At 73.3% G+C, this 22,811-nt stretch carries 19 protein-coding genes; 6 read left to right on the forward strand and 13 right to left on the reverse strand.

What is annotated here, in order from left to right; all coding sequences use genetic code 11:
• The coding region (locus tag ACP4IX_RS19290) for a thiamine pyrophosphate-dependent enzyme (protein ID WP_426521579.1) at positions 1-887 on the reverse strand (887 nt) is incomplete at its 3' end.
• Between the two features lie 510 nt (positions 888-1,397).
• A complete protein-coding gene (locus ACP4IX_RS19295) occupies positions 1,398-3,023 on the reverse strand; it encodes a protein kinase domain-containing protein (protein WP_426521578.1) in 1,626 nt (541 codons plus the stop codon).
• A gap of 349 nt (positions 3,024-3,372) precedes the next feature.
• Here ACP4IX_RS19295 and ACP4IX_RS19300 point away from each other — a divergent pair, with 349 nt between their 5' ends.
• Complete coding sequence (locus ACP4IX_RS19300) at positions 3,373-5,043, forward strand: protein kinase domain-containing protein (RefSeq protein WP_426521577.1); 1,671 nt, start codon at positions 3,373-3,375, stop codon at positions 5,041-5,043.
• Between the two features lie 162 nt (positions 5,044-5,205).
• Here the strand turns inward: ACP4IX_RS19300 and ACP4IX_RS19305 are convergent, their stop codons facing one another.
• Positions 5,206-5,745 (reverse strand): bacterial proteasome activator family protein, encoded by a 540-nt coding sequence (locus ACP4IX_RS19305; RefSeq protein ID WP_426521576.1) that lies wholly within the window; start codon positions 5,743-5,745, stop codon positions 5,206-5,208.
• Between the two features lie 216 nt (positions 5,746-5,961).
• Between ACP4IX_RS19305 and ACP4IX_RS19310 the strand changes: the two genes are divergently transcribed.
• Complete coding sequence (locus ACP4IX_RS19310; protein WP_426521575.1) at positions 5,962-6,747, forward strand: hypothetical protein; 786 nt, start codon at positions 5,962-5,964, stop codon at positions 6,745-6,747.
• Positions 6,748-6,759: 12 nt separating this feature from the next.
• On the opposite strand, the gene ACP4IX_RS19315 is transcribed toward ACP4IX_RS19310, so the two are convergent.
• Positions 6,760-7,740 carry an NAD(P)H-quinone oxidoreductase gene (locus tag ACP4IX_RS19315; protein ID WP_426521574.1) on the reverse strand — a complete coding sequence of 327 codons (981 nt, stop codon included), beginning with the start codon at positions 7,738-7,740 and terminating at the stop codon, positions 6,760-6,762.
• A gap of 174 nt (positions 7,741-7,914) precedes the next feature.
• Here ACP4IX_RS19315 and ACP4IX_RS19320 point away from each other — a divergent pair, with 174 nt between their 5' ends.
• Together ACP4IX_RS19320 and ACP4IX_RS19325 are read left to right on the forward strand one after the other, a co-directional pair.
• Positions 7,915-8,943 carry an ATP-binding cassette domain-containing protein gene (locus tag ACP4IX_RS19320; protein ID WP_426521573.1) on the forward strand — a complete coding sequence of 343 codons (1,029 nt, stop codon included), beginning with the start codon at positions 7,915-7,917 and terminating at the stop codon, positions 8,941-8,943.
• Positions 8,940-9,788: an ABC transporter permease gene (locus ACP4IX_RS19325; RefSeq protein ID WP_426521572.1), complete on the forward strand. Its 849-nt coding sequence runs from the start codon at positions 8,940-8,942 to the stop codon at positions 9,786-9,788. The genes ACP4IX_RS19320 and ACP4IX_RS19325 overlap by 4 nt, the downstream gene beginning before the upstream one ends.
• A gap of 33 nt (positions 9,789-9,821) precedes the next feature.
• Here the strand turns inward: ACP4IX_RS19325 and ACP4IX_RS19330 are convergent, their stop codons facing one another.
• The 6 genes from ACP4IX_RS19330 to pdhA form a co-directional block, all read right to left on the reverse strand.
• A complete protein-coding gene (locus tag ACP4IX_RS19330; protein ID WP_426521571.1) occupies positions 9,822-10,919 on the reverse strand; it encodes a potassium channel family protein in 1,098 nt (365 codons plus the stop codon).
• On the reverse strand, positions 10,916-12,394 hold the full coding sequence (locus ACP4IX_RS19335) for a molybdopterin-binding protein (protein WP_426556206.1): 1,479 nt from the start codon (positions 12,392-12,394) through the stop codon (positions 10,916-10,918). Before ACP4IX_RS19335 ends, ACP4IX_RS19330 begins: the two co-directional genes overlap by 4 nt.
• Positions 12,394-13,398, reverse strand: coding sequence for an NTP transferase domain-containing protein (locus tag ACP4IX_RS19340; protein ID WP_426556207.1), 1,005 nt, complete (start codon positions 13,396-13,398; stop codon positions 12,394-12,396). Before ACP4IX_RS19340 ends, ACP4IX_RS19335 begins: the two co-directional genes overlap by 1 nt.
• A gap of 80 nt (positions 13,399-13,478) precedes the next feature.
• The gene (locus tag ACP4IX_RS19345) at positions 13,479-14,957 is read right to left on the reverse strand and encodes a dihydrolipoamide acetyltransferase family protein (RefSeq protein ID WP_426556208.1); all 1,479 of its coding nucleotides are present in this window, start codon (positions 14,955-14,957) and stop codon (positions 13,479-13,481) included.
• The gene (locus ACP4IX_RS19350; protein ID WP_426556209.1) at positions 14,957-15,961 is read right to left on the reverse strand and encodes an alpha-ketoacid dehydrogenase subunit beta; all 1,005 of its coding nucleotides are present in this window, start codon (positions 15,959-15,961) and stop codon (positions 14,957-14,959) included. The genes ACP4IX_RS19345 and ACP4IX_RS19350 overlap by 1 nt, the downstream gene beginning before the upstream one ends.
• On the reverse strand, positions 15,958-17,136 hold the full coding sequence (gene pdhA, locus ACP4IX_RS19355) for a pyruvate dehydrogenase (acetyl-transferring) E1 component subunit alpha (protein ID WP_426556210.1): 1,179 nt from the start codon (positions 17,134-17,136) through the stop codon (positions 15,958-15,960). The genes ACP4IX_RS19350 and pdhA overlap by 4 nt, the downstream gene beginning before the upstream one ends.
• 174 nt (positions 17,137-17,310) lie before the next feature.
• Here pdhA and ACP4IX_RS19360 point away from each other — a divergent pair, with 174 nt between their 5' ends.
• On the forward strand, positions 17,311-17,829 hold the full coding sequence (locus tag ACP4IX_RS19360; protein WP_426521565.1) for an Lrp/AsnC family transcriptional regulator: 519 nt from the start codon (positions 17,311-17,313) through the stop codon (positions 17,827-17,829).
• A 115-nt stretch (positions 17,830-17,944) separates the two neighbouring features.
• Here ACP4IX_RS19360 and ACP4IX_RS19365 read toward each other — a convergent pair whose 3' ends face one another.
• Both ACP4IX_RS19365 and ACP4IX_RS19370 read right to left on the reverse strand, forming a co-directional pair.
• On the reverse strand, positions 17,945-18,610 hold the full coding sequence (locus tag ACP4IX_RS19365; protein WP_426556211.1) for a TetR/AcrR family transcriptional regulator: 666 nt from the start codon (positions 18,608-18,610) through the stop codon (positions 17,945-17,947).
• Positions 18,607-20,121, reverse strand: a complete 1,515-nt coding sequence (locus ACP4IX_RS19370; protein WP_426556212.1) for a 3-hydroxyacyl-CoA dehydrogenase — start codon at positions 20,119-20,121, stop codon at positions 18,607-18,609. Before ACP4IX_RS19370 ends, ACP4IX_RS19365 begins: the two co-directional genes overlap by 4 nt.
• A gap of 158 nt (positions 20,122-20,279) precedes the next feature.
• Here ACP4IX_RS19370 and paaN point away from each other — a divergent pair, with 158 nt between their 5' ends.
• The gene (gene paaN / locus ACP4IX_RS19375; RefSeq protein ID WP_426556213.1) at positions 20,280-21,971 is read left to right on the forward strand and encodes a phenylacetic acid degradation protein PaaN; all 1,692 of its coding nucleotides are present in this window, start codon (positions 20,280-20,282) and stop codon (positions 21,969-21,971) included.
• On the opposite strand, the gene ACP4IX_RS19380 is transcribed toward paaN, so the two are convergent.
• On the reverse strand, positions 21,968-22,753 hold the full coding sequence (locus tag ACP4IX_RS19380; protein WP_426521561.1) for a TrmH family RNA methyltransferase: 786 nt from the start codon (positions 22,751-22,753) through the stop codon (positions 21,968-21,970). The two genes, paaN and ACP4IX_RS19380, sit on opposite strands and share 4 nt — an antisense overlap.
• Positions 22,754-22,811: the final 58 nt, after the last annotated feature.

The following is a 22,811-nucleotide window of genomic DNA, read 5'->3' on the forward strand; positions in this document are numbered from 1 at the left end:
TCACCGCGCCGCGCCCGCTCCAGCGCCCACCGGGTCACCGCGAGACAGGCCAGGACGTCGTTGCCGTCGACGCGTACACCCGGGAAGCCGAAACCGCTGGCGCGCTGGTAGAGCGGCACCCGGGTCTGCTTCTCGTTGGACTCGGAGATCGCCCACTGGTTGTTCTGGCAGAAGAACACCACCGGCGCGTTGTAGACGGCGGCGAAGTTGAACGCCTCGCTCACGTCTCCCTGGCTGGAGGCGCCGTCACCGAAGTACGCGATCACGCCCGAGTCCGCGCCGTCCTTGGCCACGCCCATCGCATAGCCCGTGGCGTGCAGCGCCTGCGACCCGATGACGATCGTGTACAGGTGGAAATTGTTGCTGTTGGGGTCCCAGCCGCCGTTGTTCACGCCGCGGAACATGCCGAGGAGGTTGGTCGGGTCGACCCCGCGGCACCAGGCGACGCCGTGCTCGCGGTAGGTCGGGAAGACGTAGTCGTCCTCGCGGGTGGCCCGGCCGGAGCCGATCTGGGCAGCCTCCTGCCCCAGCAGCGAGGCCCACAGGCCCAGCTCGCCCTGACGCTGCAGGGCGGTGGCCTCGGCGTCGAAACGCCGGGTGAGCACCATGTCGCGGTACAGGCCGCGCAGCTCGTCGGGGGTGATGTCGGCGACATACTCGGCGTACTCGGCGTAGGCCGAATTCTTGGCGGTCCCGACGCGTTCGCCCTCGGGCGTCAGCAGTTGTACGAGCTCCGTCTCGGAGCCCTTCTCGGCAGCGGCGGTGCGGGGGGTGCGCTTGGCGCCCGCGGTCCCGGCCCTGGTCCCGGTCGCCTTGGTGCCGGTGGTACCGGTCGCCTTGCTTCCGGCGCTGCGTCGCGGCTTGCGCGCGGCAGTGCTCTCGGTCACGTGTGCTCCTCCGTCGGTCCGGCCCCCGGGTTCGCCGGAAGCCAGTGCGGCTCACCTGCGGCCCGGCGGTCGCACGAGGGTGGGTGCGGCCCGGTCGGGAACAGGCGTGACAGGTGCCCCGGCGAGCGCCCTGCGAACAGCACGTTACCCAGTGCTCCACATTTCTGTGAAACCCCTCCTGACCTGCATTTTTACTCGGATTTCCAAGTAAATCGGCAAAGTGCGGAAGTTTTACTGGTCACAGCCTCGCAGGGGGCCGGAACAACGGCACGTTATCCCGGCCACCCCGGGCACGGGAAGACTTGGCGTGGGACACCGCGCGCGCACCCCAAAACGGACACATCCCGGCATTCCTCCTGGACGGCCCCGGGCTCGTCCGCCGGGGGTGTGCACGATCCGCACCGCCGTCGGGGTGGTGGGCGTACTGCGGCCGGGTGACGCCCCGAACGCGAAGCGCGCGTGGGCCCGTTTCCGGGACGCACGCGCGCGTGAGGAGCGATTCGGTTCGGGTCAGCCCAGGCCCGGCAGCCCCGTGTCGCTGGTCGCACCACCGTCGGTGCCGCCGGTGGGATCGCTGGACGCGCCGCCGTCGGTGCCGCCGGTCGGGTCGCCCGTCGGGTCCGTGGTCGGGTCGCCCGTCGGGGCGCCCGTCGGGTCCGTGGTCGGGTCGCCCGTCGGATCGCCCGTCGGATCGTCCGTCGCGGTCTGCGACGGCGTGTACGACGGCGTGTAGGGCCGATCCCAGTTCCCGCCGCCGCCCGTTCCTCCGTTGCCGTCGCCCCGATCCGTGCCCGGGTCGGTGGTCTCCTGCGTCTCCTCGTCGCTGGGCGACGGGCTGGGCGACTCGTTGCCGGTGCTCTGCGAGGTGGTCGCCGTCGGGCTCTTGTCCGTGTCGGTGCCACCCGTGCCGCCGCCGTTGTTCAGGGCCAGCGCGACGCCCGCGGCGACGGCGATCACCGCGAGGACGGCCAGGATCCACAGCTTGCCGCGGCCGCTGCCCTTGTTGCCGCTGCCCTCGAAGCCGCCGTCGTCTCCGCCGTAGCCACGGCCGTAGCCACCCGGCAGGATCGGCTGGGGGATCTGCGTGGTGCCCGAGCCGTGGTCGGGGTGCGGCAGCACCGAGGTGCCCGCGAGGCCGGCGGCGGGCGTGTGCCGGCCGTCGTGCGCGGCGACCGGGCCGGTGTTCCAGGTGCCGGTGTGACCGCCCTGCTCGTACAGCATCTGCAGCCCGTACTGGACCAGGCCGCGCATCTCCTCGGCGGTCTGGAAACGGTCGTCGGGCTCCTTGGCCAGCGAGCGCATCACCAGGCCGTCGAGCTCCGGCGGGGTGGCGTCGGAGACCTCGGACGGCGGCGTCGGGATGTCCTGGACGTGCTGGTAGACCACCGACAGCGGGGTCTCGCCGGTGAACGGCGGACGCAGCGCGAGGAGTTCGTAGAGCAGGCAGCCCGTCGCGTACAGGTCGGAGCGGTGGTCGACGGCCTTGCCGAGGGCCTGCTCCGGGGAGAGGTACTGCGGGGTGCCCATGACCATGCCGGTCTGCGTCATCGTCGACTGGGCGCCGTGCAGGGCGCGGGCGATGCCGAAGTCCATCACCTTCACCGCGCCGTTGTGCGTGATGATGACGTTGGCCGGCTTGATGTCGCGGTGGACGATGCCGTGCTGGTGGGAGTAGGCGAGGGCCTCCAGGACACCGGAGACGATGATCAGCGCCTGCTCGGGGCCGGGCGCCTCGGCGTTGAGGAGGAGGTCGCGGATGGTGCGGCCCTCGACGATCTCCATCACGATGTACGGCACGGACTGGCCGCCGACGACGTCCTCGCCGGAGTCGTACACGGCCACGATGGCGTGGTGGTTGAGACCGGCCACCGACTGCGCCTCACGCGTGAAGCGCGCCTTGGAGACCGGGTCCTCGGCGAGGTCGGCGCGCAGCAGCTTGACCGCCACGGTGCGTCCGAGGCGCACGTCCTCGGCGGCGAACACCTCGGCCATGCCGCCCCGCCCGAGCCTGCGGGTCAGCCGGTACCGGCCGTCACCGACCAGGCCGCCGTTGCCCCAGGCCTCCGGCGCGTCAGACATACCGCCGCCAGTCGCCTCGGGATCGGACGGGCCCTGGGCGCGCTGCTGCTGTGCCATCAGTCCTCGCCGTCGTTTCTGCCCGCGGTGCGCGCGGTGTTGTTACGGTCTCCGTCGGCCACGCTACAGCCTTCGCGGGGGCCTCCGGTCCGAGATGGGCGCCGGGACCGGCATCGAGACGGACCGGTCATGAAACCCTGGTTCCGTACTCTCGTGCAAATTCCGTGTACCGGCGGTACGCCGGCTGTAACGCTTCCGCGACGCTTCTTTCGCGTACGGTCACGGAACGGGCACCCCGCTTGACGTGTCGGTGCCCTGGGGCAGACTTGGCCGGGAATAGCACTTTCGATCACGAGCGCGCGTGCTGCTGACACCGGCGCCGCACAGCGCCTATGGGGGACGCAGAGACATGAGCCAGGACGCCGGACAGGGCCGGTACGCGGGGCGGGCGCTCGCCGGCGGCCGCTACCAGCTGCGCGACTTGCTCGGCGAGGGCGGCATGGCCTCCGTACACCTGGCGTACGACTCGGTGCTGGACCGCCAGGTGGCGATCAAGACACTGCACACCGAACTGGGACGGGAACAGGCCTTCCGCGAGCGCTTCCGCCGCGAGGCCCAGGCCGTGGCCAAACTCACGCACACCAACATCGTCTCGGTCTTCGACACCGGCGAGGACACGCTGCCGGCCGGCGGCTCCGCCGCGGGCGACGGCATGCCGACGCCGTACATCGTCATGGAGTACGTCGAGGGCCGGCCGCTCAGCTCGGTGCTCGACGAGGACGTACGGCAGCACGGCGCCATGCCCGCCGACAAGGCCCTCAAGATCACCGCGGACGTGCTGGCAGCCCTCGAGATCAGCCACGAGATGGGCCTGGTCCACCGGGACATCAAGCCGGGCAACGTGATGATGACCAAGCGCGGCGTGGTCAAGGTGATGGACTTCGGCATCGCCCGCGCCATGCAGTCCGGCGTGACCTCGATGACGCAGACCGGCATGGTCGTCGGCACCCCGCAGTACCTCTCGCCGGAACAGGCGCTCGGCCGCGGCGTGGACGCCCGCTCCGACCTGTACTCGGTCGGCATCATGCTGTTCCAACTGGTCACCGGGCGCCTGCCGTTCGAGGCGGACTCACCGCTGGCCATCGCGTACGCGCACGTGCAGGAGGAGCCGGTGGCCCCTTCCTCCGTCAACCGCGCCCTGCCGCCCGCCGTCGACGCGCTGGTGGCCCGCGCGCTGAAGAAGAACCCGAACGAGCGTTTCCCCAGCTCCGAGACCATGCGGGACGAATGCCTGCGCGTGGCGGCCTCCTTCCGGGCGGCCCCGCCGAGCATCGTGCCCGGCGGGCACGCGCCGAGCGGCGCGGGCGTCGGCTCCGCGGTGTTCCCACCGGTCGACCAGACCGCACCCGCGCCCACGGGTCCCGTCCAGACGCCGTACCAGCCGATGCCGAATCCCGGCCCGAGCCCCTACGGCGGCACCCCGGCCCCCGCCGCGCACTCGCCCGCGTACGGCTACCCGCAGCAGGGCGGCGGCTACCAGACGCCGTCGCCGTACGCACCGCAGCAGCAGGGCGCGCCCACGCCACCGCCGTACACCCTCACGCCCGCCACCCGCGCGTCCGGATCACCGGGCGGCGGCAAGGGCGGCAAGATGGTGGTCATCGGCTCGATCGCGGTCGTCGTCCTGGTGGTCGGCGGCCTGATCGGCGCGCTGACGATGGACGACGGCGGTGACGAACCCACGGGCGGCAGCGCGACCACCGCCGCCTCGGAGGTGCCGGGTTACCGCGGGCCGGACAAGACGAAGACGATCGAGAAGGACACCTGCACGGAGCCCCGTGAGTCGTACAACGACCCCGACAAGATCCGGGTGCCGGACTTCACGTTCAAGTACATCGGCTCGGTCAAGGAGTGCTTCAACGCCGCCGGCTGGCCGATGGAGATCGTGGAGGTCGACGAGAACACCTACGGTGAGGGCTCGATCCGGGACCAGTTCCCCCAGCCCGGTACCGACGTCGACCCCGACGACATGCCGAAGATCCAGCTGAAGGTCTCGACGGGCAAGCCGCCGTCCGCCTGACCACGCGATCCGTCCGGCGTACGGCGAAGGGCCCGGCAGCGGCTGCTGCCGGGCCCTTCGCGCCGTCGGTGGTCGGCGCTCCCCGCGGGTGCGGGCTTCCCACGGGTACCAGCGGGCTTCCCACCCGGGCCGGTGGGCCTGCTGCCCGTACCGGTGGGCCTGCTACAGGTAGGGACCGCCGGAGCGGACGCCCGGGTGGGGCGGCTCCTCGCCGTCCTGGCCGACGCCCGGCGGGAGAGCGCGGCGCATCTGCTCCAGCTGGGCCCGCGCGGCCATCTGCTGGGCGAACAGCGTGGTCTGGATGCCGTGGAACAGGCCCTCCAGCCAGCCCACCAGCTGGGCCTGCGCGATCCGCAGTTCGGCGTCGGTCGGCGTCACGTCGTCCGTGAAGGGCAGGGAGAGCCGTTCCAGCTCCTCGACCAGCTCCGGGGCCAGGCCGTCCTCCAGCTCCTTCACCGAGCTGGAGTGGATCTCCTTGAGCCGCGCCCGGCTCGCCTCGTCCAGGGGCGCGACCCGCACCTCCTCCAGCAGCTGCTTGATCATGCTGCCGATCCGCATGACCTTGGCGGGCTGTTCCACCTGCTCGGTCACCGGGGTCTCGCGGGAGTCGTCGTCTCCGCCGCCGCTGAGCGCCATTCCGTCCTGGCCGACGACCAGGATCTGAGGGTTCTCCGGCGACCTGTCGTTCCTCGGCATCTCCATGCCCGCCATTCTCTCGTACGCCCGCACCTCGATCGGGTGGTGCCCCCGGAGAAACGTGATCCACCGCGTTCGGCGCAGTCCGGAATGCCGGTATGGCGGGCAGGTGTGAGGCTTGTTCCGTCGATTTCCGCGACTGGTTATCACCGGGAGGGGGTCACGGACGTGACTCCATGGCTGCACGCACTGCGAACCACGGGACTGGCGGGGGTTCTGGGGGTGAGCACGCTGGTGTCGCCGTGGGCGGTGGAGGCGGCGCACGGCGCCGGGGCCGCGACAGCGGGGGCCGCCGGGTTCGCGGCGGTGGACGCGATCGCGGCCCCGTCACCTTCCGCGCCGGTCCCCGCTGCGGTGCCCGGGGCGGCTGCCGGCCCCGACCGCTCCGGCGGTGGCGACGGACATGACACCGGCGGTGACGACGCGCACGACCCCGACGGTGACGACGGCGACGACGGGCGGGGCGCTCACGAGCGCCCCCGGCGCCAGGACGGCCGTGACGGCCCGGACCGCCCGCAGGCCCACCCCGCTTCCCCCACCGCCGAGGAGTCCGGCCCGGCGGGCGGCGCGGCGCGCGGCTCCGCGACGCCCGCCCCTTCTCCCTCGTCCTCTCCCTCGGCGTCCGGCGGCTCGGCGGCCGACCCGGAGCCCTCCCGGGCGGGGAGCCGGCCGGGCGAAGGGCGGCAGCGGCCCGGACGGCCCGAGGAGCGGGCACCGGACTGGGACGGCGCGGACGAGGACGCGGGTCACAGGGCGGACGGTGACGGTGGCCGGGGCATCCTCGACGATCCGTTCCCCGCCGTGCCGCCCGGGGAGGCCGGAGAGGTCAGGGAGGCCGCCCCGGTGCCCTCCGCGACCCCGCCCCGGTCCGAGCAGCCGCAGGCCGGCACGCACGCCGAGAACGCCACCGAGCCCGTGGTGCGGGTCCTTCCCCTGGGCAGCGGGCTCGTCCTCATCGGCCTCGGCCTGGCCCTGGCCTTCGTCGGCCTCCGCCTGCGCCGGGGCTGACACCCGCCTCCGCTACGGGGTGACCAGCAGCACCTTGCCGATGTGCCCGCTCTCCTCCACGACCCGGTGGGCGGCGGGAGCGTCGCTCATCGGGAGTTCACGGTCGACGACCGGACGGACGTGCCCCTCCGCGAGCAGCGGCCAGACGTGCTCGCGTACGGCCGCCACGATGGCCGCCTTCTCCTCCAGCGGGCGGGCGCGCAGCGACGTCGCGCTGACGGCCGCGCGCTTCATCAGGAGCGTGCCGATGTCCAGCTCGGCCTTCCGGCCGCCCTGCATGCCGATGATCGCGAGCCGGCCGTTGGCGGCGAGGGCCTGGACGTTGCGGTCCAGGTACGTGGCGCCCATGTTGTCGAGGATGACGTCGGCGCCCGCGCCGCCCGTCGCCTCCCTCACCTCGGCGACGAAGTCCTGCTCGCGGTAGTTGACCAGGATGTCGGCGCCCAGCTCGGCGCAGCGCTCCAGCTTCTCCTTGCTGCCCGCCGTCACGGCGACCTTCGCGCCGACGGCCTTGGCGAGCTGGATCGCCATGGTGCCGATGCCGCTGGAACCGCCGTGCACGAGGAACGTCTCGCCGGGGCGCAGCTGGGCGACCATGAAGACGTTCGACCAGACGGTGCAGACCACCTCGGGCAGCGCCGCCGCCCGCGTGACGTCGATGCCCGCCGGAACCGGCAGCAGCTGACCGGCCGGAACGACGACCTTCTCGGCGTAACCGCCGCCTCCGAGCAGCGCGCACACCTCGTCGCCGACCGACCAGCCGGACACGCCCGGCCCGAGTGCGGCGACGCGCCCGGAGCACTCCAGGCCGGGGTAGGGGGAGGCGCCGGGCGGGGGGTCGTAGAAGCCCTGGCGCTGCATGATGTCGGCGCGGTTGACGGCACTGGCCGTCACCTCGACCAGGACCTCGCCCTCGCCGGGCACCGGGTCGGGGACCTCGGTCCAGACCAGCGCCTCGGGGCCTCCCGGTTCGGAAATCGTGATCGCATGCATGAGAGCGACGCTACTCCTCCACCCGGGGTCGGGCCCCTCCACCCGGTCCCCGGGACGGAACGCCCTCCGTCTCGCGGGGGACCGTCCGCCGGGAAATCCCGGTGCGCGACCGATGAGTTTGCGCGACGGTGGAGGTCTTCCCGTGCGAAGCCCGAGAACGCGGAGGGACCACCGATGAGCACGCACACGTCCGGTTTCGCGATCGAGACCGCGGGACTGGTGAAGACGTTCGGCGAGACCCGGGCCGTGGACGGGGTGGACCTCGCGGTGCCCGCCGGCACGGTCTACGGCGTCCTCGGCCCGAACGGCGCCGGCAAGACCACCACGGTGAAGATGCTCGCCACTCTGCTGAGGCCGGACGGCGGCCAGGCCCACGTCTTCGGCCACGACGTCGTACGCGAGGCGGACGAGGTGCGCGGCCGGGTGAGCCTCACCGGGCAGTACGCGTCCGTGGACGAGGACCTCACCGGCACCGAGAACCTGGTCCTGCTGGGCCGCCTCCTCGGGCACCGCAAAGCGGCCGCGCGCGAGCGCGGCGACCAGCTGCTGGCGGCCTTCGGGCTGACGGACGCGGCGGCGAAACAGGTCAAGCACTACTCCGGCGGCATGCGGCGGCGCATCGACATCGCCGCGTCCATCCTCAACACCCCCGACCTGCTCTTCCTCGACGAACCGACGACCGGCCTCGACCCCCGCAGCCGCAACCAGGTGTGGGACATCGTCCGCGCGGTCGTCGCCCAGGGCACGACCGTGCTGCTGACCACGCAGTACCTGGACGAGGCCGACCAGCTGGCGTCCCGGATCGCCGTGATCGACAAGGGCAGGGTGATCGCGGAGGGCACCAAGGGCGAGCTGAAGGCGTCCGTCGGCGCCGGCTCCGTCCACCTGCGGCTGCGGGACCCCGGCCAGCGGCCGGAGGCCGAGCGCGTCCTGCGCGAGCTGCTGGTCGCCGAGGTCCAGCTGGAACACGACCCGGTCGCGCTGACCGCCCGCCTGGGGGCGGCGTCCGGCGACACGGCCGCCGACCAGGCCGCCAGGGCGCTCGCCGAGCTGGCCCGGGCGGGCGTCACCGTCGACAACTTCTCTCTCGGCCAGCCCAGCCTCGACGAGGTCTTCCTGGCGCTGACCGGGCACGACACCGGCCAGAGCACGGATGCCGGCGACGGCACCGGCCCCGACGCGAAGGACGAGGTGGCGGCATGAGCACGGCCACGAGTACCGAGGGCAAGGAACTCTCCCCGGTCAGCACCGAGTCGCTGACGGCCCTGCTGGTCGCCAAGGAGCGCCCGCCGCGGCCCAGCGCCCTGTCCACGTCCCTGACGTTCGGATGGCGCGCGATCCTCAAGATCAAGCACGTGCCGGAGCAGCTCTTCGACGTCACCGCGTTCCCGATCATGAACCTGCTGATGTTCACGTACCTCTTCGGCGGTGCGCTGGCGGGTTCGCCGAGCGACTACATCCAGTTCGTACTGCCGGGCATCCTCGTGATGTCGGTCGTGATGATCACGATGTACACCGGAGTCTCGGTGAACATCGACATCGAGAAGGGCGTCTTCGACCGCTTCCGCTCGCTGCCGATCTGGCGGCCCTCCGCGATGGTCGGCTACCTGCTCGGTGACGCGCTGCGCTACACCGTCGCGTCCGTCGTGATGCTCACCGTCGGTCTGCTGCTCGGATACCGCCCCGACGGCGGGTTCGGCGGCGTGGTCGCCGGGATCGCGCTGCTGCTGGTGTTCTCGTTCGCCTTCTCGTGGATCTGGACGATGTTCGGGCTGCTGCTGCGCACCGAGAAGTCGGTGATGAGCATCAGCATGATGGTGATCTTCCCGCTCACCTTCCTGTCCAACGTCTTCGTCGACCCGAAGACCATGCCGGGCTGGCTGCAGGTGTTCGTCAACAACAGTCCGATCACCCACCTGGCGTCCGCGGTGCGCGGGCTGATGGCGGGTGACTGGCCGGGCGCCGAGATCGGCTGGACGCTGGGCTGGGCGGGCCTGTTCCTGCTGGTCTTCGGTCCGGTCACCATGCGTCTCTACAACCGCAAGTAGCCCTTGCGCGCCCGGTACGGGACCGGCGCCCCCTCAGTCGCGGGGCAGCGGGCGGGCGTCGGGCGCCACATGAGTGGCCGGCGTCGCCCGCACGATCGTGATCAGGCGGTCCGTCAGCTCCAGCCCGCCGACGGCCGGATCGTCGTAACCGAGCACCCGGTGCCCGCGCAGGACGCTCACCACCAGGTCGTCCGTCTCCCGCGGGTTCCTGCCCACCTCGGCCTTTATGACCGGTCGCTCGACGAGGTCGAGGCCGCTGCCCTGGCTGATGAGGTCCTCCATGACCATGCCGGCCGCGGGGCTGAGCACGGAGAGGCCGAGCAGGCGGCCCGCGGCGCTCGCGCTGGTGATCACGGCGTCGGCACCGGACTGCTTCAGCAGCGGCGCGTTCTCCTCCTCACGGACCGCGACCACGATCTTCGCGCCGCGGTTGAGCTGCCGGGCCGTCAGCGTCACCAGTACGGCCGTGTCGTCGCGCTGGGTGGCGATGATGATCTGCTTCGCCCGGTACACCTCGGCCCGGTTCAGCACATCGCTGCGCGTCGCGTCACCGACCACGCCCGCGTAGCCGTGGGCCGTCGCGGCCTCGACGGCCTTCCCGCTGGGATCGACCACGACGACCTGTTCCTTGCGCAGCCCGGTCGCGCAGACGGTCTGGATCGCCGACCGTCCCTTGGTCCCGAATCCGACAACGACGGTGTGATCGCGCAAGGTGGACCTCCAGCGGTTCAGCCGCCACTCCTCCCGAGTGCGCTCGGTGAGGGCTTCCAGCGTGGTGCCGACCAGGATGATCAGGAACAGCACGCGCAGCGGCGTGATGACGAAGATGTTGGTGAGCCGGGCGGCGTCGCTGACGGGCGTGATGTCGCCGTACCCGGTGGTGGAGAGGGTGACGGTGGCGTAGTAGAAGGCGTCGAGGAGGTCGACGGACCCGTCGGAGTTGTCGGTGTAGCCGTCGTGGTCGGCATAGACGATGACGGCGGTCACCAAGAGGACCAGCAGCGCCGTGGAAAGCCGCTTGACCACCTGGCGGATCGGGTGCTCCACCAGCTTCCTCGGGAGTTTCACCCGATGGGTCACGAGGTGCTCGTCCGCCTGGCGGGCGATCGCGTCCTGGCCCGGAAGTTTCACGTGAAACACACTCCGATTCCGCCGGTGGCCCAGGGCAGGTCGAGCAGTTCGGCCTCCTGCCCACGCCGCGTCCCGCCCGGGGGCACGACGGCCAGGGCGTCGGCGGCCGCGATGCCGCGCAGCATGGCGGGACCGTTGTAGCGCAGCGGCACGGCACCGTCGCCGCGCAGGACGACGGGGACGAGCCGGGTGTCGTACGGGTGCCCGTGCACCGCGTCCCGCAGCGGCAGTGCGTACGGCTCGGGGGCCGGGCGGGCGGCGAGGGTGCGCAGCAGCGGCTCGGCGAGCGTGAGCAGTCCGGAGACGGCCGCGAGAGGGTTGCCGGGCAGACCGACGAGGTGCCGGCCGTCCTTGAGGCGGGCGAGCAGCATGGGGTGACCGGGGCGCACCTCGACACCGTCCACCAGGAGTTCGGCGCCGGCCCGGAGCAGGACGGGGTGAACGTGGTCGACGGGACCCGCGGCGGTGCCACCGGTCGTGACGATCAGCTCCGCCTTGGAGGTCGTGACCGCACGCTGCAGGGCCTTGGCGTCGTCACCGATCCGGCGGACCGCGCGGACCTCGGCGCCCAGGGCCCGCAGCCAGGGCGGCAGCATCGGACCGAGCGCGTCCCGGACGAGGCCGTCGTGCGGGAGCCCCTCGGCGAGCAGTTCGTCACCGAGGACGAGGACGTCGACGCGCGGGCGGGGGACCGCGGTGAGGGTGTCGTAACCGGCGGCAGCCGCGAGGCCCAGTACGGCCGGGGTCGCCAGGGTGCCGACGGGCAGCAGCTGGTCGCCGCTGCGGCACTCCTGGCCGCGCAGGCGGATGTCCTGGCCGTGCACGACCTCACGCGTCGCCTGCAGACGGTGCCGGCCGTCGGTGCGGCCGTGCTCGGTGCGCAGTACGGCGGTCGTGTCCAGGGGGATGCGTGCGCCGGTGGCGATCCGGACGGCCGTGCCGTCGGTGAGGGGGGCGGGGGTCCCGTGTCCGGCCAGGACCCCCTCGTCGCGCACCGTCCAGGGGCCCGGGCCGGCGACGGCCCAGCCGTCCATCGCGGAGGTGTCGAAGGAGGGCAGATCGGTGAGGGCGGTGAGAGGCGCGGCGAGGGTGAGACCGAGGGCCTCGTCGAGGGGCACGGAGACCGGGGCGCGGCCGCCTGCACGGGCCGCGGCGCGGGCGGCGCGCTCGGCGGCCGTCCGGGCTTCGGGCCACGGGGTGGCGCGGTGGCGGGGTTCCGCCGGCCGGTGCGACGCGCCGTGGTGACCGTGACTGTTGTCGTGGTGACCGTGACTGTTGTCGTGGTTGCCGTGACTGCTGTGGTTGCCGTGACTGTCGTGGTTGCCGTCGCTGCCGTGGTGCTCGGTGTGCGCGGGTGCCGCGGGGTGGCCGCGGTCGCCGCAGGAGGGGCCGGGGTGCTGGTTCACGAGGGCGAGCGCCTCCTCGACGTCCAGGTCCTCCGCCTCGTCGTCGGCCCGTGTACGGGGGGAGGTCATCACGCGTCCGGGCGGGTGTCGGGGGTGGTGTCGGCAGCCGCGTCGGGCTCGTCCTGTGCGGCGGCGGGACCGGCGTCGGCGGCTTCCTGGGCCCAGCGCCGGGCGAGGGCCGCGGCCTTGCGGGCGGCCTCGGAGACGGCCTCGGGGCCTCCTCCGGCCCGTCCGACCGCGTAGCCGACGAGGAAGGTGGTCAGCGGGGCGGCGGGCCTGGCCACGCCGTGGGCGGCGTCGCGCGCGAGGTCGAGCAGGACGCCGGTGTCGACGTCGAGGTCGATGCCCAACTCGGCCTTGGCTGCGGTAATCCATTCATCCAACACGTGCCCATGCTCCCTGATGCGTGCCCTTGCGGTGGCGATGTCGTCCCAGGTGTCGCAGTCGAAGGAGGCGACGGCGTCGGGGACACGGATGAGACGGAGCGCGCCGGTCAGGCGGCGCAGGGGCAGCCCGGTGAGGTCCGCCCGGTCCCGGGTGAGCGCGGCGAGTCCGCGGCGCAGCGCGGATGCGCGGTAGGCGGCGACCAGGGGCTGGTCGCGGCCGTCGGCGTCGGTGAGCAGCACGCCGTCGCCGTCGCTCGCGGTGAGGGCCGACAGCAGTCGTCCGACGGTGGGCCCGGCGAGGAACGGCAGGTCGGCGGAGACCACCAGGACGTGCTCTTCCGTGGTGTGCGTGAGGCCGGCGGCGAGGGCGGCGAGCGGTCCACCGCCGGGCGGGTCCTCACGCGCCCAGGTCACCGGGCGGGCGGTGGGGCGGCGGTCGGCGACGACGACGGTGGTCCGCGCTCCGGCGCAGGCGGCGAGCACCCGGTCCAGCAGCGCGCGCCCGCCCACACGGAGACCCGGCTTGTCCGCACCGCCGAGCCGCCGGGCGGCCCCGCCGGCGAGCACGACGGCGTCGTACCCGGCGAGGCCCGGGCCCGGGCCCGGCGCGGAGCCGGTGCCGGGGGCGGGGCCGGTGCCGGGGGCGGGGCCGGTGCCGGGGGCGCCGGCGGGCTCGTACGCGGTCACCCCCCGAGTATGCGTCCCTGCACGATCACAGGGAACGCGGGGGAGGCCGCGCGATCAGCGCGCGTGGTCCGGCACCGCCGTCACAGGGTGCGCAGCAGGACCGCCGGCTGCTCCACGCAGTCCGCGACGTACCGCAGGAAACCGCCCGCGGTGCCGCCGTCGCACACCCGGTGGTCGAAGGTGAGCGACAGCTGGACGACCTGACGCACCGCCAGCTCGCCCTCGTGCACCCAGGGCCTGGGGACGATGCGGCCGACGCCGAGCATGGCCGCCTCGGGGTGGTTGATGATCGGCGTGGACCCGTCGACGCCGAACACGCCGTAGTTGTTCAGCGTGAAGGTGCCGCCGGTCAGGTCACCGGGCGTCAGCCGACCGGCCCGGGCGCCCTCGGTCAGCCGCGCGAACTCCGCGGTGAGCCCCTCGGCGTCCCGCGCGTGCGCGTCCCGGACGACCGGAACGACCAGCCCCCGGTCCGTCTGGGCGGCGAAGCCGAGATGGACCCGGCCGAGCTGGACGACCTCCCTGGCCTCCGTGTCGACCGTGGAGTTCAGCTCGGGGAAGCGGGCCAGTGCGGCCGTGCAGATCCGGGCCAGCAGGGCGACGAGGGAGATCTTCTGTCCACCGGCGGCGTTCATCGCGGCGCGCGCCCGCATCAGCTCGGTCGCGTCGGCGTCCACCCAACAGGTCGCGTCCGGGATCTCACGCCGGCTGCGGGAGAGCTTGTCGGCGACGGCACCACGAACGCCCTTGAGGGGGATGCGGATGCCGTCGGACCCCGGGACCGAGGCGGGTGCCGGGCCGGTCCCGGCCTCGTGCGGTCCGCTCCTCCGGGCCGCCGTACGGCCGCTCTGCGCGGCGGCGGCACGCAGCGCGTACTCCACGTCCGCCCGCAGGATCAGCCCGTCCGGGCCGGAGCCGGTCAGCTCGCGCAGATCCAGGTCGTTCTGCCGGGCGAGCCTGCGCACCAGCGGGGAGATGACGGGGACGGGGCCGTCCACCGGGTCGGCAGGACGGACCTGGCCGTTGGCCCGCCCGGTCGCCGCCGGGGCGGACTCCGACGCGGACGCCGACGGCACCGGCCGCACCCTGCGCCGCCGCGCGGGCGCCGCGGAGGTGCCGTACCCGACCAGGACGTTGCCCGAGCCCTCGGCCTTCGCCTGCCGCTCCCGTGACCCCTCGGCCTGAACCCTCTCGGCCCGGGGCTCCCCGTCCTGCGGCTCCCCGGCCCGCTCTCCGGGCGGCCGGGCGGCCGTCCCGCCGCCGGTGCCCGCCTCCCCTGCCGGGCGGTCGCCGGCGGTCTCGCCCACCGCCACCGTCAGCAGCGGCGCCCCGACGGGCAGCTCCGTGCCCTCCTCGCCGAAGCGGGCGGTGACCACACCGCCGTAGGGACAGGGCACCTCGACCATCGCCTTGGCCGTCTCGACCTCGACGACCGGCTGATCGACGGCGACGACGTCACCGACCTCGACCATCCAGCGCACGATCTCCGCCTCGGTGAGCCCCTCACCGAGGTCGGGGAGCCTGAACTCCAGGCTGCGACCGTCAGAAGCGTGTGCCATCAGCTTTCGGCCTCCCACTGCAGGCGCCCCACGGCGTCCAGGATCCGGTCCACACCGGGCAGGTGGTGGCGCTCCAGCATCGGTGGCGGATACGGGATGTCGAACCCGGCCACACGCAGCACCGGCGCCTCCAGGTGATGGAAGCAGCGCTCCGTGACCCGGGCCGCGATCTCCCCGCCCGGGCCCCCGAAGGAACCCGACTCGTGGACGACGACCGCGCGTCCCGTCCGCCGCACCGAAGCGCACACCGTCTCGTCGTCGAACGGCACCAGGGAGCGCAGATCGACGACTTCGAGGTCCCAGCCCTCGGCCCGGGCCGCCTCGGCCGCCTCCATGCAGGCGACCAGCGACGGCCCGTACGTGATGAGTGTGGCGCTCCGGCCCGAGCGCCGCACCACCGCGCGGCCCACCGGCTCAACGGGTGCGGGCTCCTCGGGGTTCCAGGAATCCCTCGACCAGTACAGCCGCTTGGGTTCGAGGAAGACCACCGGGTCGTCGGAGGCGATGGACTCGCGCAGCAGCCCGTAGGCGTCGGCGACGGTCGCGGGCGTGACGACATGGAGCCCCGGAGTCGCCATGTAGTACGCCTCGGACGAGTCGCTGTGGTGCTCGACGCCGCCGATGCCTCCGCCGTAGGGGACGCGGATGGTCAGGGGCAGGGGCATCTTCCCGCGGGTGCGGTTGCGCATCTTGGTGACGTGGCTGACGACCTGCTCGAACGCCGGGTAGGCGAAGGCGTCGAACTGCATCTCCACGACCGGGCGCAGCCCGTACATCGCCATGCCGACGGCCGCGCCGAGGATGCCGGCCTCGGCGAGCGGCGTGTCCGTGCACCGGTCCTCGCCGAACTCCTCGGCGAGCCCGTCGGTGACCCGGAAGACGCCGCCGAGGGTGCCCACGTCCTCGCCCAGGACGTGCACGCCCGGGTCGGCGGCCATGGCGTCGCGCAGCGCGCGCGTGAGGGCCTGCGCCATGGTGGCCGGCCTGACGGCGACGGTGGTCATCGGCGCGCCCCTTCCGGCTCGGCCCCGGCCCCTGCCCCTGCCTCCGCCTCGGCATCCGCCTCGGCCTCCAGCTCCGCGCGCAGCCGGTCCCGCTGCTCGCGCAGCTGCGGGGTGGGTTCGGCGTAGACGTGGGCGAACAGGTCCATCGGGTCGAGCGGCGGGTCCTGGTTCATGCGCGCGCGCAGGTCCGCGGCCAGGGTCTCGGCGTCCTCACGGGCGGCCCGGACGGCGTCCTCGTCGAGCAGGCCGCGCTCGGTCAGCTCCCGTTCCAGCAGCTCGATCGGGTCGTGCCGGCGCCAGGTCTCGACCTCGGCGTCGCCCCGGTAGCGCGTCGCGTCGTCGGCGTTGGTGTGCGCCTCGACGCGGTACGTCACCGCCTCCACCAGCGTGGGCCCGCCGCCCGCGCGCGCGTGCCGTACGGCGTCGGACAGGACCTCGTGCACGGCCGCGGCGTCGTTGCCGTCGACCAGGCGGCCGGGCATCCCGTAGCCGACGGCCTTGTGGGCCAGCGACGGGGCGGCGGTCTGCTTGGCGAGCGGGACCGAGATCGCGAAGCCGTTGTTCTGTACGAAGAAGACGACCGGCGCCTGCCAGACGGCGGCGAAGTTCAGCGCCTCGTGGAAGTCGCCCTCGCTGGTGCCGCCGTCACCGACCATCGCCAGCGCGACCACGTCGTCGCCCTTGAGCCGTGCGGCGTGCGCGAGGCCGACGGCGTGCGGCAGCTGGGTGGCGAGCGGCGTCGACAGGGGGGCGACCCGGTGCTCGTAGGGGTCGTAGCCGGTGTGCCAGTCACCGCGCAGCAGGGTGAGGGCCTCGACCGGGTCGACTCCGCGGGCGACCACGGCGAGCGTGTCGCGGTAGCTGGGGAAGAGCCAGTCCCGCTCCTCGAGTGCCAGCGCGGCGGCGACCTCGCAGGCCTCCTGACCGGTGCTGGAGGGGTAGACGGCCAGCCTGCCCTGCTTGGTCAGTGCCGTGGCCTGCGCGTTGTACCGCCGGCCGCGCACCAGCCGGGCGTACAGCGTGCGCAGCAGCCGGGGGTCGGCCTGCTCGGCGGCCTCCGTGCCGAGGACGCGGTACGGCTCCGCGTCGGGCAGCAGCGGCGCGGGGTCGGTACGGGGCTGCCAGGCGGGCGGCGGTGTGGGCCGGTAAGCGCCCCGCTGCTCCATGACCGTCATGACGGCACCTCCTCGTGGGAGCGGCTCCGGGCTCGGCACGGGTGTGACGGGCCTCACCTACCGATTGTTCGGTCGTCGGCACATTTTGGCTACAGGCGGCCCCAGGCTGTGGACAAACGGTTCTCCACAACCTGAGATGGACGCAGTACGTCCATGGTAGGAAGGCGGGGGGACATGGCATCTGAACAAATGGCCGAACGCCCGGAGGACGCCGGCGAGCAGGAGGAGTCCGTCGCCCCGCCGCCCCCGCGCCCGCTGGACGCCATCGACCAGGACATCCTGCGCATGCTCCAGGCGGACGGCCGCGCCTCGGTACGCTCGGTCGCCGAGCGGGTGCACGTCTCGCGCGCGAACGCCTACGCGCGCATCAACCGGCTCGTCGAGGACGGCGTCATCCGCGGCTTCGGCGCCCGCGTCGACCACGAGCGCGCGGGGCACGGCACCTCGGCGTACATCACCTTGAAGATCGTCCAGAACTCCTGGCGCACGGTCCGCGCCCAGCTCCGCCGGCTCCCCGGGGCCTCCCACATCGCCCTGGTGGGCGGCGACTTCGACGTCCTGCTCCTGGTGCACGCCCCCGACAACCGGGCCCTGCGCGAGCTGGTGCTGACCCGCCTCCAGGCCATCCCGGAGGTGCTCAGCACGCGCACCCTGCTCGTGTTCGAGACCGAGGACCTCGAGCCTCAGACCTGACCGGCCACCGGGCACGGCCGGCCACCGGCGCCCGCCCGGCCAACCACCTGCGCCCGCCCGGCCACCGCCCGACCGACCACCGGCGCCGGCCAATCACCGGCCCGGCCGCCACGGCTCAGGACGCCCTGCGCAGCCCTCCGAACACCAGCCGCACCACCGCGTCGGCCACTTCCCGCTCACCCGCGCCACCCCTGCCGCCGGAGCCGCCCGGGCCGCCGGGTTCTCCGGGGCCGCCGGGGCCGCCGGCGCCGCCGGCGCCGCCGGGGCCTTCGGGGCGGTACCACTCGACGATCGAGTTGATCATGCCGAAGACCAGGCGCGTCGCGAGCCGCACCTCCACGTCCGCGCGTACGTCCCCTTCGGCCGCCGCGGCCTTCAGCAGATCCGCCACCCGGTGGTCGAACTCGCGCCGCCGCTCCAGCGCCCACCGCTCGGTGCCCGTGTTGCCGCGCACCCGCAGCAGCAGTGTCACATAGGGCAGTTCGGCCATGAGTACCTCGACCATGCGCCGCACGACGTACTCCAGCCGCTCGGCGGCGGACCCCACGCGCGCGTGCTCCTCGTCGAGGATCCCGAAGAGTTCGTCCAGGGCCCGGCTCACGGCCCGGCGCAGCAGGTCCTCCTTGCCCGGGACGTGGTGGTAGATCGACGACTTGGAGATGCCGGCCGCCTTGGAGAGGTGCTCCATGGAGGTGCCGTCGTAGCCGCGCTCGATGAAGACCTGCACGGCGACGGAGAGCAGCGTCTCGGGCGTGTACGTGTCGCGCCTGGCGGTGGTCATGAGGGGGTGCCCTCCCCTGCGTCGGATGCGTGCGCGCGGCGGTGGAGCGCGAGGGACGGGGCGTAGCGCCCCGAGGGTTCGCGCAGGTGGAGGTTCTCGAGCAGTCCGTACGCCCAGTGGCGGCCGAGCCGGCCGTCCCACTCGAAGGGGCCGAGCGGGTAGTTGACGCCCAGGCGCATCGCGGTGTCGACGTCCTGTGCGGAGGCCGCGCCCTGGGCGACCATGTCGTGTGCCAGGCACACGATCCGCGCGACCGTACGCGCGACGATCATGCCGGGAGCGTCGCCGATGACGCTGACCTTCTTGCCGAGCGCCTGGAAGAGACCGGTGGCCTCGGCGAGCGTCCGGGGCGGCAGGGCCGGGTGGGCGGACAGGGCGATACGGGTGGCCCGCCGGTAGTCGAGCGCGAGGTCGAAGTGGACGACGTCGTCGAGCTCGCCGGAGGTGCGCCCGTCGGCGAGGAGCAGCCGGCCGCCACCGGGCAGGAGGAGCGACCCGCTGCCGCCGTCCGCCTCACGGACCTCGACACCGGCCTCACGGATCAGCGTGAGCAGCTCGGCGGCCGGCCCCAGGTCGCCCTCGACGACGACGTACGCGGGCCGGTCGGCCGGCTCGGCGGTGTGCGGCCCGGGGCGTTCGGCGCCGTCCCGGTAGTCGTACCAGCCCTGCCCGCTCTTGCGGCCGAGCCGGCCGGACTCGACCAGGCGGCGCTGGGCGAGCGACGGCGTGAACCGCGCGTCCTGGAAGAACGCCTGCCACACGGAGTGCGTGACGGCCTCGTTGACGTCCTGCCCGATGAGGTCGGTCAGCTCGAAGGCACCCATGCGGAAGCCGCCGGACTCGCGCAGCACGGCGTCGATGGTGGCCGGGTCGGCCGCCCGCGCCTCGTACACCGAGAACGCCTCGGCGTAGAAGGGCCGGGCGACGCGGTTGACGACGAAGCCGGGGGTGTCGGCGCAGGCGACCGGGGTCTTGCCCCAGGCGCGGGCCGTCTCGTACGCGCGCGTGGCCGCCGCGCGGTCGGTCGCGAACCCGGAGACCACCTCCACCAGCGGCAGCAGCGGCGCGGGGTTGAAGAAGTGGAGGCCGACGAAGCGGCCGGGGTCGCGGAGCGCTCCGCCGACGGCGGTGACGGACAGGGAGGAGGTGTTGGTGGCGAGCAGGCAGTCGTCGCCGACGACGTCCTCCAGGGCGCGGAACAGCTCCTGCTTGACGTCCAGCCGCTCCACGACCGCCTCGACGACCAGCGCGCAGCCGGCGAGGTCGGCGAGGGTCTCGGCGGGCTCCAGCCGGGCACGGGCCGCGTCCCGGTCGGCGCCGGTGAGCCGTTCCTTTTCGACGAGCCGGTCGAGCCGGGCGCCGATCGCGCCGGCCGCTTCCCGGGCCCGCCCGGGGACGGCGTCGTACAGCCGTACCGGATGGCCCGCGACCAGCGCCACCTGGGCGATGCCCTGGCCCATGGTGCCGGTGCCGACGACGGCCACGGGGCTGCTGAGGTCGAGTGCTGTCATGTGCGCGATCCTCCCGCACGGGGTTTTCCACAGATGCGGCGGTCCCCCTTGTCCCGACCGATCGTTCGGTTACTCTAGCCGTGACCGCTTGTTTCTGCCCAGGTTTCCCCCAGGTCACGACTCGACGGAGAGCTCGTGAGACGAGGAGTTGGTCCCGCATGGCCGCCGAACTCACCGCGCAGCAGCTGATCGACCGGCACCGGCCGAACCTGGACCAGGCGCTGGAAACGATCCACACGCGCGCGTACTGGTCCCCCCACCCGGAGCACCCCAAGGCCTACGGGGAGAACGGCAGCCTGGACATGGCCGGGGGCAAGGCCGCCTTCGACGCCCTGCTCGGCACCCGCCTCGACCTCGGTCAGCCCGGCACCGACGACTGGGTGGGCGGCGAGGTCTCCCCGTACGGGATCGAGCTGGGCGTGACCTACCCGCACGCCGACCCCGACGTGCTGCTGCCCGCCATGAAGGCCGGACAGCGCACGTGGCGGGACGCGGGCGCGGAGCTGCGCGCGATGGTCTGCCTGGAGATCCTGAAGCGGATCGCCGACCGGACGATGGAGTTCGCCCAGGCGGTCATGCACACCTCCGGGCAGGCCTTCATGATGGCCTTCCAGGCGGGCGGCCCGCACGCCCAGGACCGCGGCCTGGAGGCGGTGGCGTACGCGTACGCGGAGCAGGTCCGCACCCCCGGCACCGCGGAGTGGACCAAGCCGCAGGGCAAGCGCGACCCCCTGGCGCTGGCCAAGCGGTTCACGCCGGTCCCGCGCGGCATCGGCCTCGTGATCGGCTGCAACACCTTCCCGACCTGGAACGGCTACCCGGGCCTGTTCGCCTCCCTCGCCACCGGCAACGCGGTCCTGGTCAAGCCCCACCCCCGCGCGGTGCTGCCGCTCGCGCTCACCGTCCAGGTCGCCCGCGACGTCCTCACCGAGGCCGGCTTCGACCCGAACCTGGTCGCGCTGGCCGCCGAGCGTCCCGGCGAGGGCATCGCCAGGACCCTGGCGACCCGGCCCGAGATCCGGATCATCGACTACACCGGTTCCACGTCCTTCGGCGACTGGCTGGAGGCCAACGCCCGCCAGGCGCAGGTCTTCACGGAGAAGGCCGGCGTCAACACGGTGATCGTGGAGTCGACCGACGACTACCGGGGAATGCTCGCCAACCTGGCCTTCTCGCTGTCGCTCTACAGCGGCCAGATGTGCATCACCCCGCAGAACCTGCTGATCCCCCGCGACGGCATCCGCACCGACCAGGGCGACAGGACGTTCGACGAGGTGACCGCCGACCTGGCGGGGGCGGTCGACACGCTCCTCGGCGACGACGCGCGCGCGAACGCCCTGCTCGGCGCCCTCGTCAACCCGGACGTCAAGGCCCGCCTGGAGGCCGCCGCCGGACTCGGCGAGGTCGCCCTGCCCTCCCGCGAGGTGACCCACCCGGACTTCCCCGACGCGGTCGTGCGCACCCCGGTGATCGTCAGACTGGACGGCGCCAAGCCCGACGACGAGGCCGCCTACACGAGCGAGTGCTTCGGTCCCGTCTCGTTCGCCGTCGCCGTCGACTCCGCACGGCACGCCGTGGACCTGCTGCGCCGCAGCGTCCGCGAGAAGGGCGCCATGACCGTCGGCGCGTACACGACCGACCCGGAGGTCGAGCAGGCCGTGCAGGAGGTCTGCCTGGAGGAGGCGGCCCAGCTCTCCCTCAACCTCACCGGCGGGGTGTACGTCAACCAGACGGCCGCCTTCTCCGACTTCCACGGCTCCGGCGGCAACCCGGCGGCCAACGCCGCGCTGTGCGACGGCGCGTTCGTGGCCAACCGCTTCCGGGTGGTGGAGGTGCGCCGACCGGTCTAGGGCACCCGCGGTGCGCCCCCGGTGGCACTCCAGTGGTACAGCGCCATGGCCACACTGGTCGCGAGGTTGTAGCTGGAGACCTGGGGGCGCATCGGCAGCGCCACCAGACGGTCGGCACGCGCGCGCAGCTCCCGGGACAGCCCACTGCGCTCCGAGCCGAACGCGAGCAGCGCGTCGTCCGGCAGCTTCACCCCGCGGATGTCCTCGCCCTCCGGGTCCAGCGCGAACACCGGCCCCGGCGGCAGCTCCCCGACGTCCAGCCGCTCCACGGCGGTCGCGAAGTGCAGCCCCGCCCCGCCGCGCACCACTGTGGGATGCCACGGGTCGAGCGTGCCCGTGGTGACCACACCGGCCGCCCCGAAACCGGCGGCCAGCCGGATCACCGCCCCCGCGTTGCCGAGGTTGCGCGGCTGGTCCAGGACCACGACGGGCGTACGGCGGGGCAGCCGCGCCAGCGCCCGCAGGTTGGCCGTGCGCGAGGGCCGTACGGCCAGGGCGGCCACCGCGGTGGGATGCGGCCGGGCGACGAGGGACGCGTACACCTGCTGCGGCACCTCGTCCAGCAGACCGTCCAGCGCGTCCCGTACGTCGGGTGCCAGCTCCTCGGCGAGGGCCAGGGCGCCCGTGCGGTCACTGGTGACGGCCACCGGAACCTCGGCGCCGAAACGCAGCGCGTGCTTGAGGGCGTGGAAGCCGTCGAGCAGCACACACGCAGCGGCGTGCCGATGCCAGACGGCCGGCGGAGCGAGGTCGGGGCAGGGGTCGGGGGCGGGGCCGGTCATGCCCCGAAGCCTACGTGGGCGCATTCGGTGCCCTCTTGCCCACGGGACCCGCGGGGCC

It is taken from the genome of Streptomyces sp. WG5 (assembly GCF_049974565.1).
Classification (GTDB): domain Bacteria; phylum Actinomycetota; class Actinomycetes; order Streptomycetales; family Streptomycetaceae; genus Streptomyces.

What these genes read in the sequence shown, in the direction of transcription:
- ACP4IX_RS19325 (WP_426521572.1), top strand. Translation starts at nt 8,940, where the DNA reads ATGAGCACGGCCACGAGTACCGAGGGCAAGGAACTCTCCCCGGTCAGC.
- ACP4IX_RS19305 (WP_426521576.1), bottom strand. Translation starts at nt 5,745, where the DNA reads ATGGAGATGCCGAGGAACGACAGGTCGCCGGAGAACCCTCAGATCCTG.
- pdhA (WP_426556210.1), bottom strand. Translation starts at nt 17,136, where the DNA reads ATGACGGTCATGGAGCAGCGGGGCGCTTACCGGCCCACACCGCCGCCC.
- ACP4IX_RS19300 (WP_426521577.1), top strand. Translation starts at nt 3,373, where the DNA reads ATGAGCCAGGACGCCGGACAGGGCCGGTACGCGGGGCGGGCGCTCGCC.
- ACP4IX_RS19335 (WP_426556206.1), bottom strand. Translation starts at nt 12,394, where the DNA reads ATGACCTCCCCCCGTACACGGGCCGACGACGAGGCGGAGGACCTGGAC.
- ACP4IX_RS19370 (WP_426556212.1), bottom strand. Translation starts at nt 20,121, where the DNA reads ATGACAGCACTCGACCTCAGCAGCCCCGTGGCCGTCGTCGGCACCGGC.
- ACP4IX_RS19320 (WP_426521573.1), top strand. Translation starts at nt 7,915, where the DNA reads ATGAGCACGCACACGTCCGGTTTCGCGATCGAGACCGCGGGACTGGTG.
- ACP4IX_RS19295 (WP_426521578.1), bottom strand. Translation starts at nt 3,023, where the DNA reads ATGGCACAGCAGCAGCGCGCCCAGGGCCCGTCCGATCCCGAGGCGACT.
- ACP4IX_RS19345 (WP_426556208.1), bottom strand. Translation starts at nt 14,957, where the DNA reads ATGGCACACGCTTCTGACGGTCGCAGCCTGGAGTTCAGGCTCCCCGAC.
- ACP4IX_RS19315 (WP_426521574.1), bottom strand. Translation starts at nt 7,740, where the DNA reads ATGCATGCGATCACGATTTCCGAACCGGGAGGCCCCGAGGCGCTGGTC.
- ACP4IX_RS19380 (WP_426521561.1), bottom strand. Translation starts at nt 22,753, where the DNA reads ATGACCGGCCCCGCCCCCGACCCCTGCCCCGACCTCGCTCCGCCGGCC.
- ACP4IX_RS19360 (WP_426521565.1), top strand. Translation starts at nt 17,311, where the DNA reads ATGGCATCTGAACAAATGGCCGAACGCCCGGAGGACGCCGGCGAGCAG.
- ACP4IX_RS19365 (WP_426556211.1), bottom strand. Translation starts at nt 18,610, where the DNA reads ATGACCACCGCCAGGCGCGACACGTACACGCCCGAGACGCTGCTCTCC.
- paaN (WP_426556213.1), top strand. Translation starts at nt 20,280, where the DNA reads ATGGCCGCCGAACTCACCGCGCAGCAGCTGATCGACCGGCACCGGCCG.
- ACP4IX_RS19350 (WP_426556209.1), bottom strand. Translation starts at nt 15,961, where the DNA reads ATGACCACCGTCGCCGTCAGGCCGGCCACCATGGCGCAGGCCCTCACG.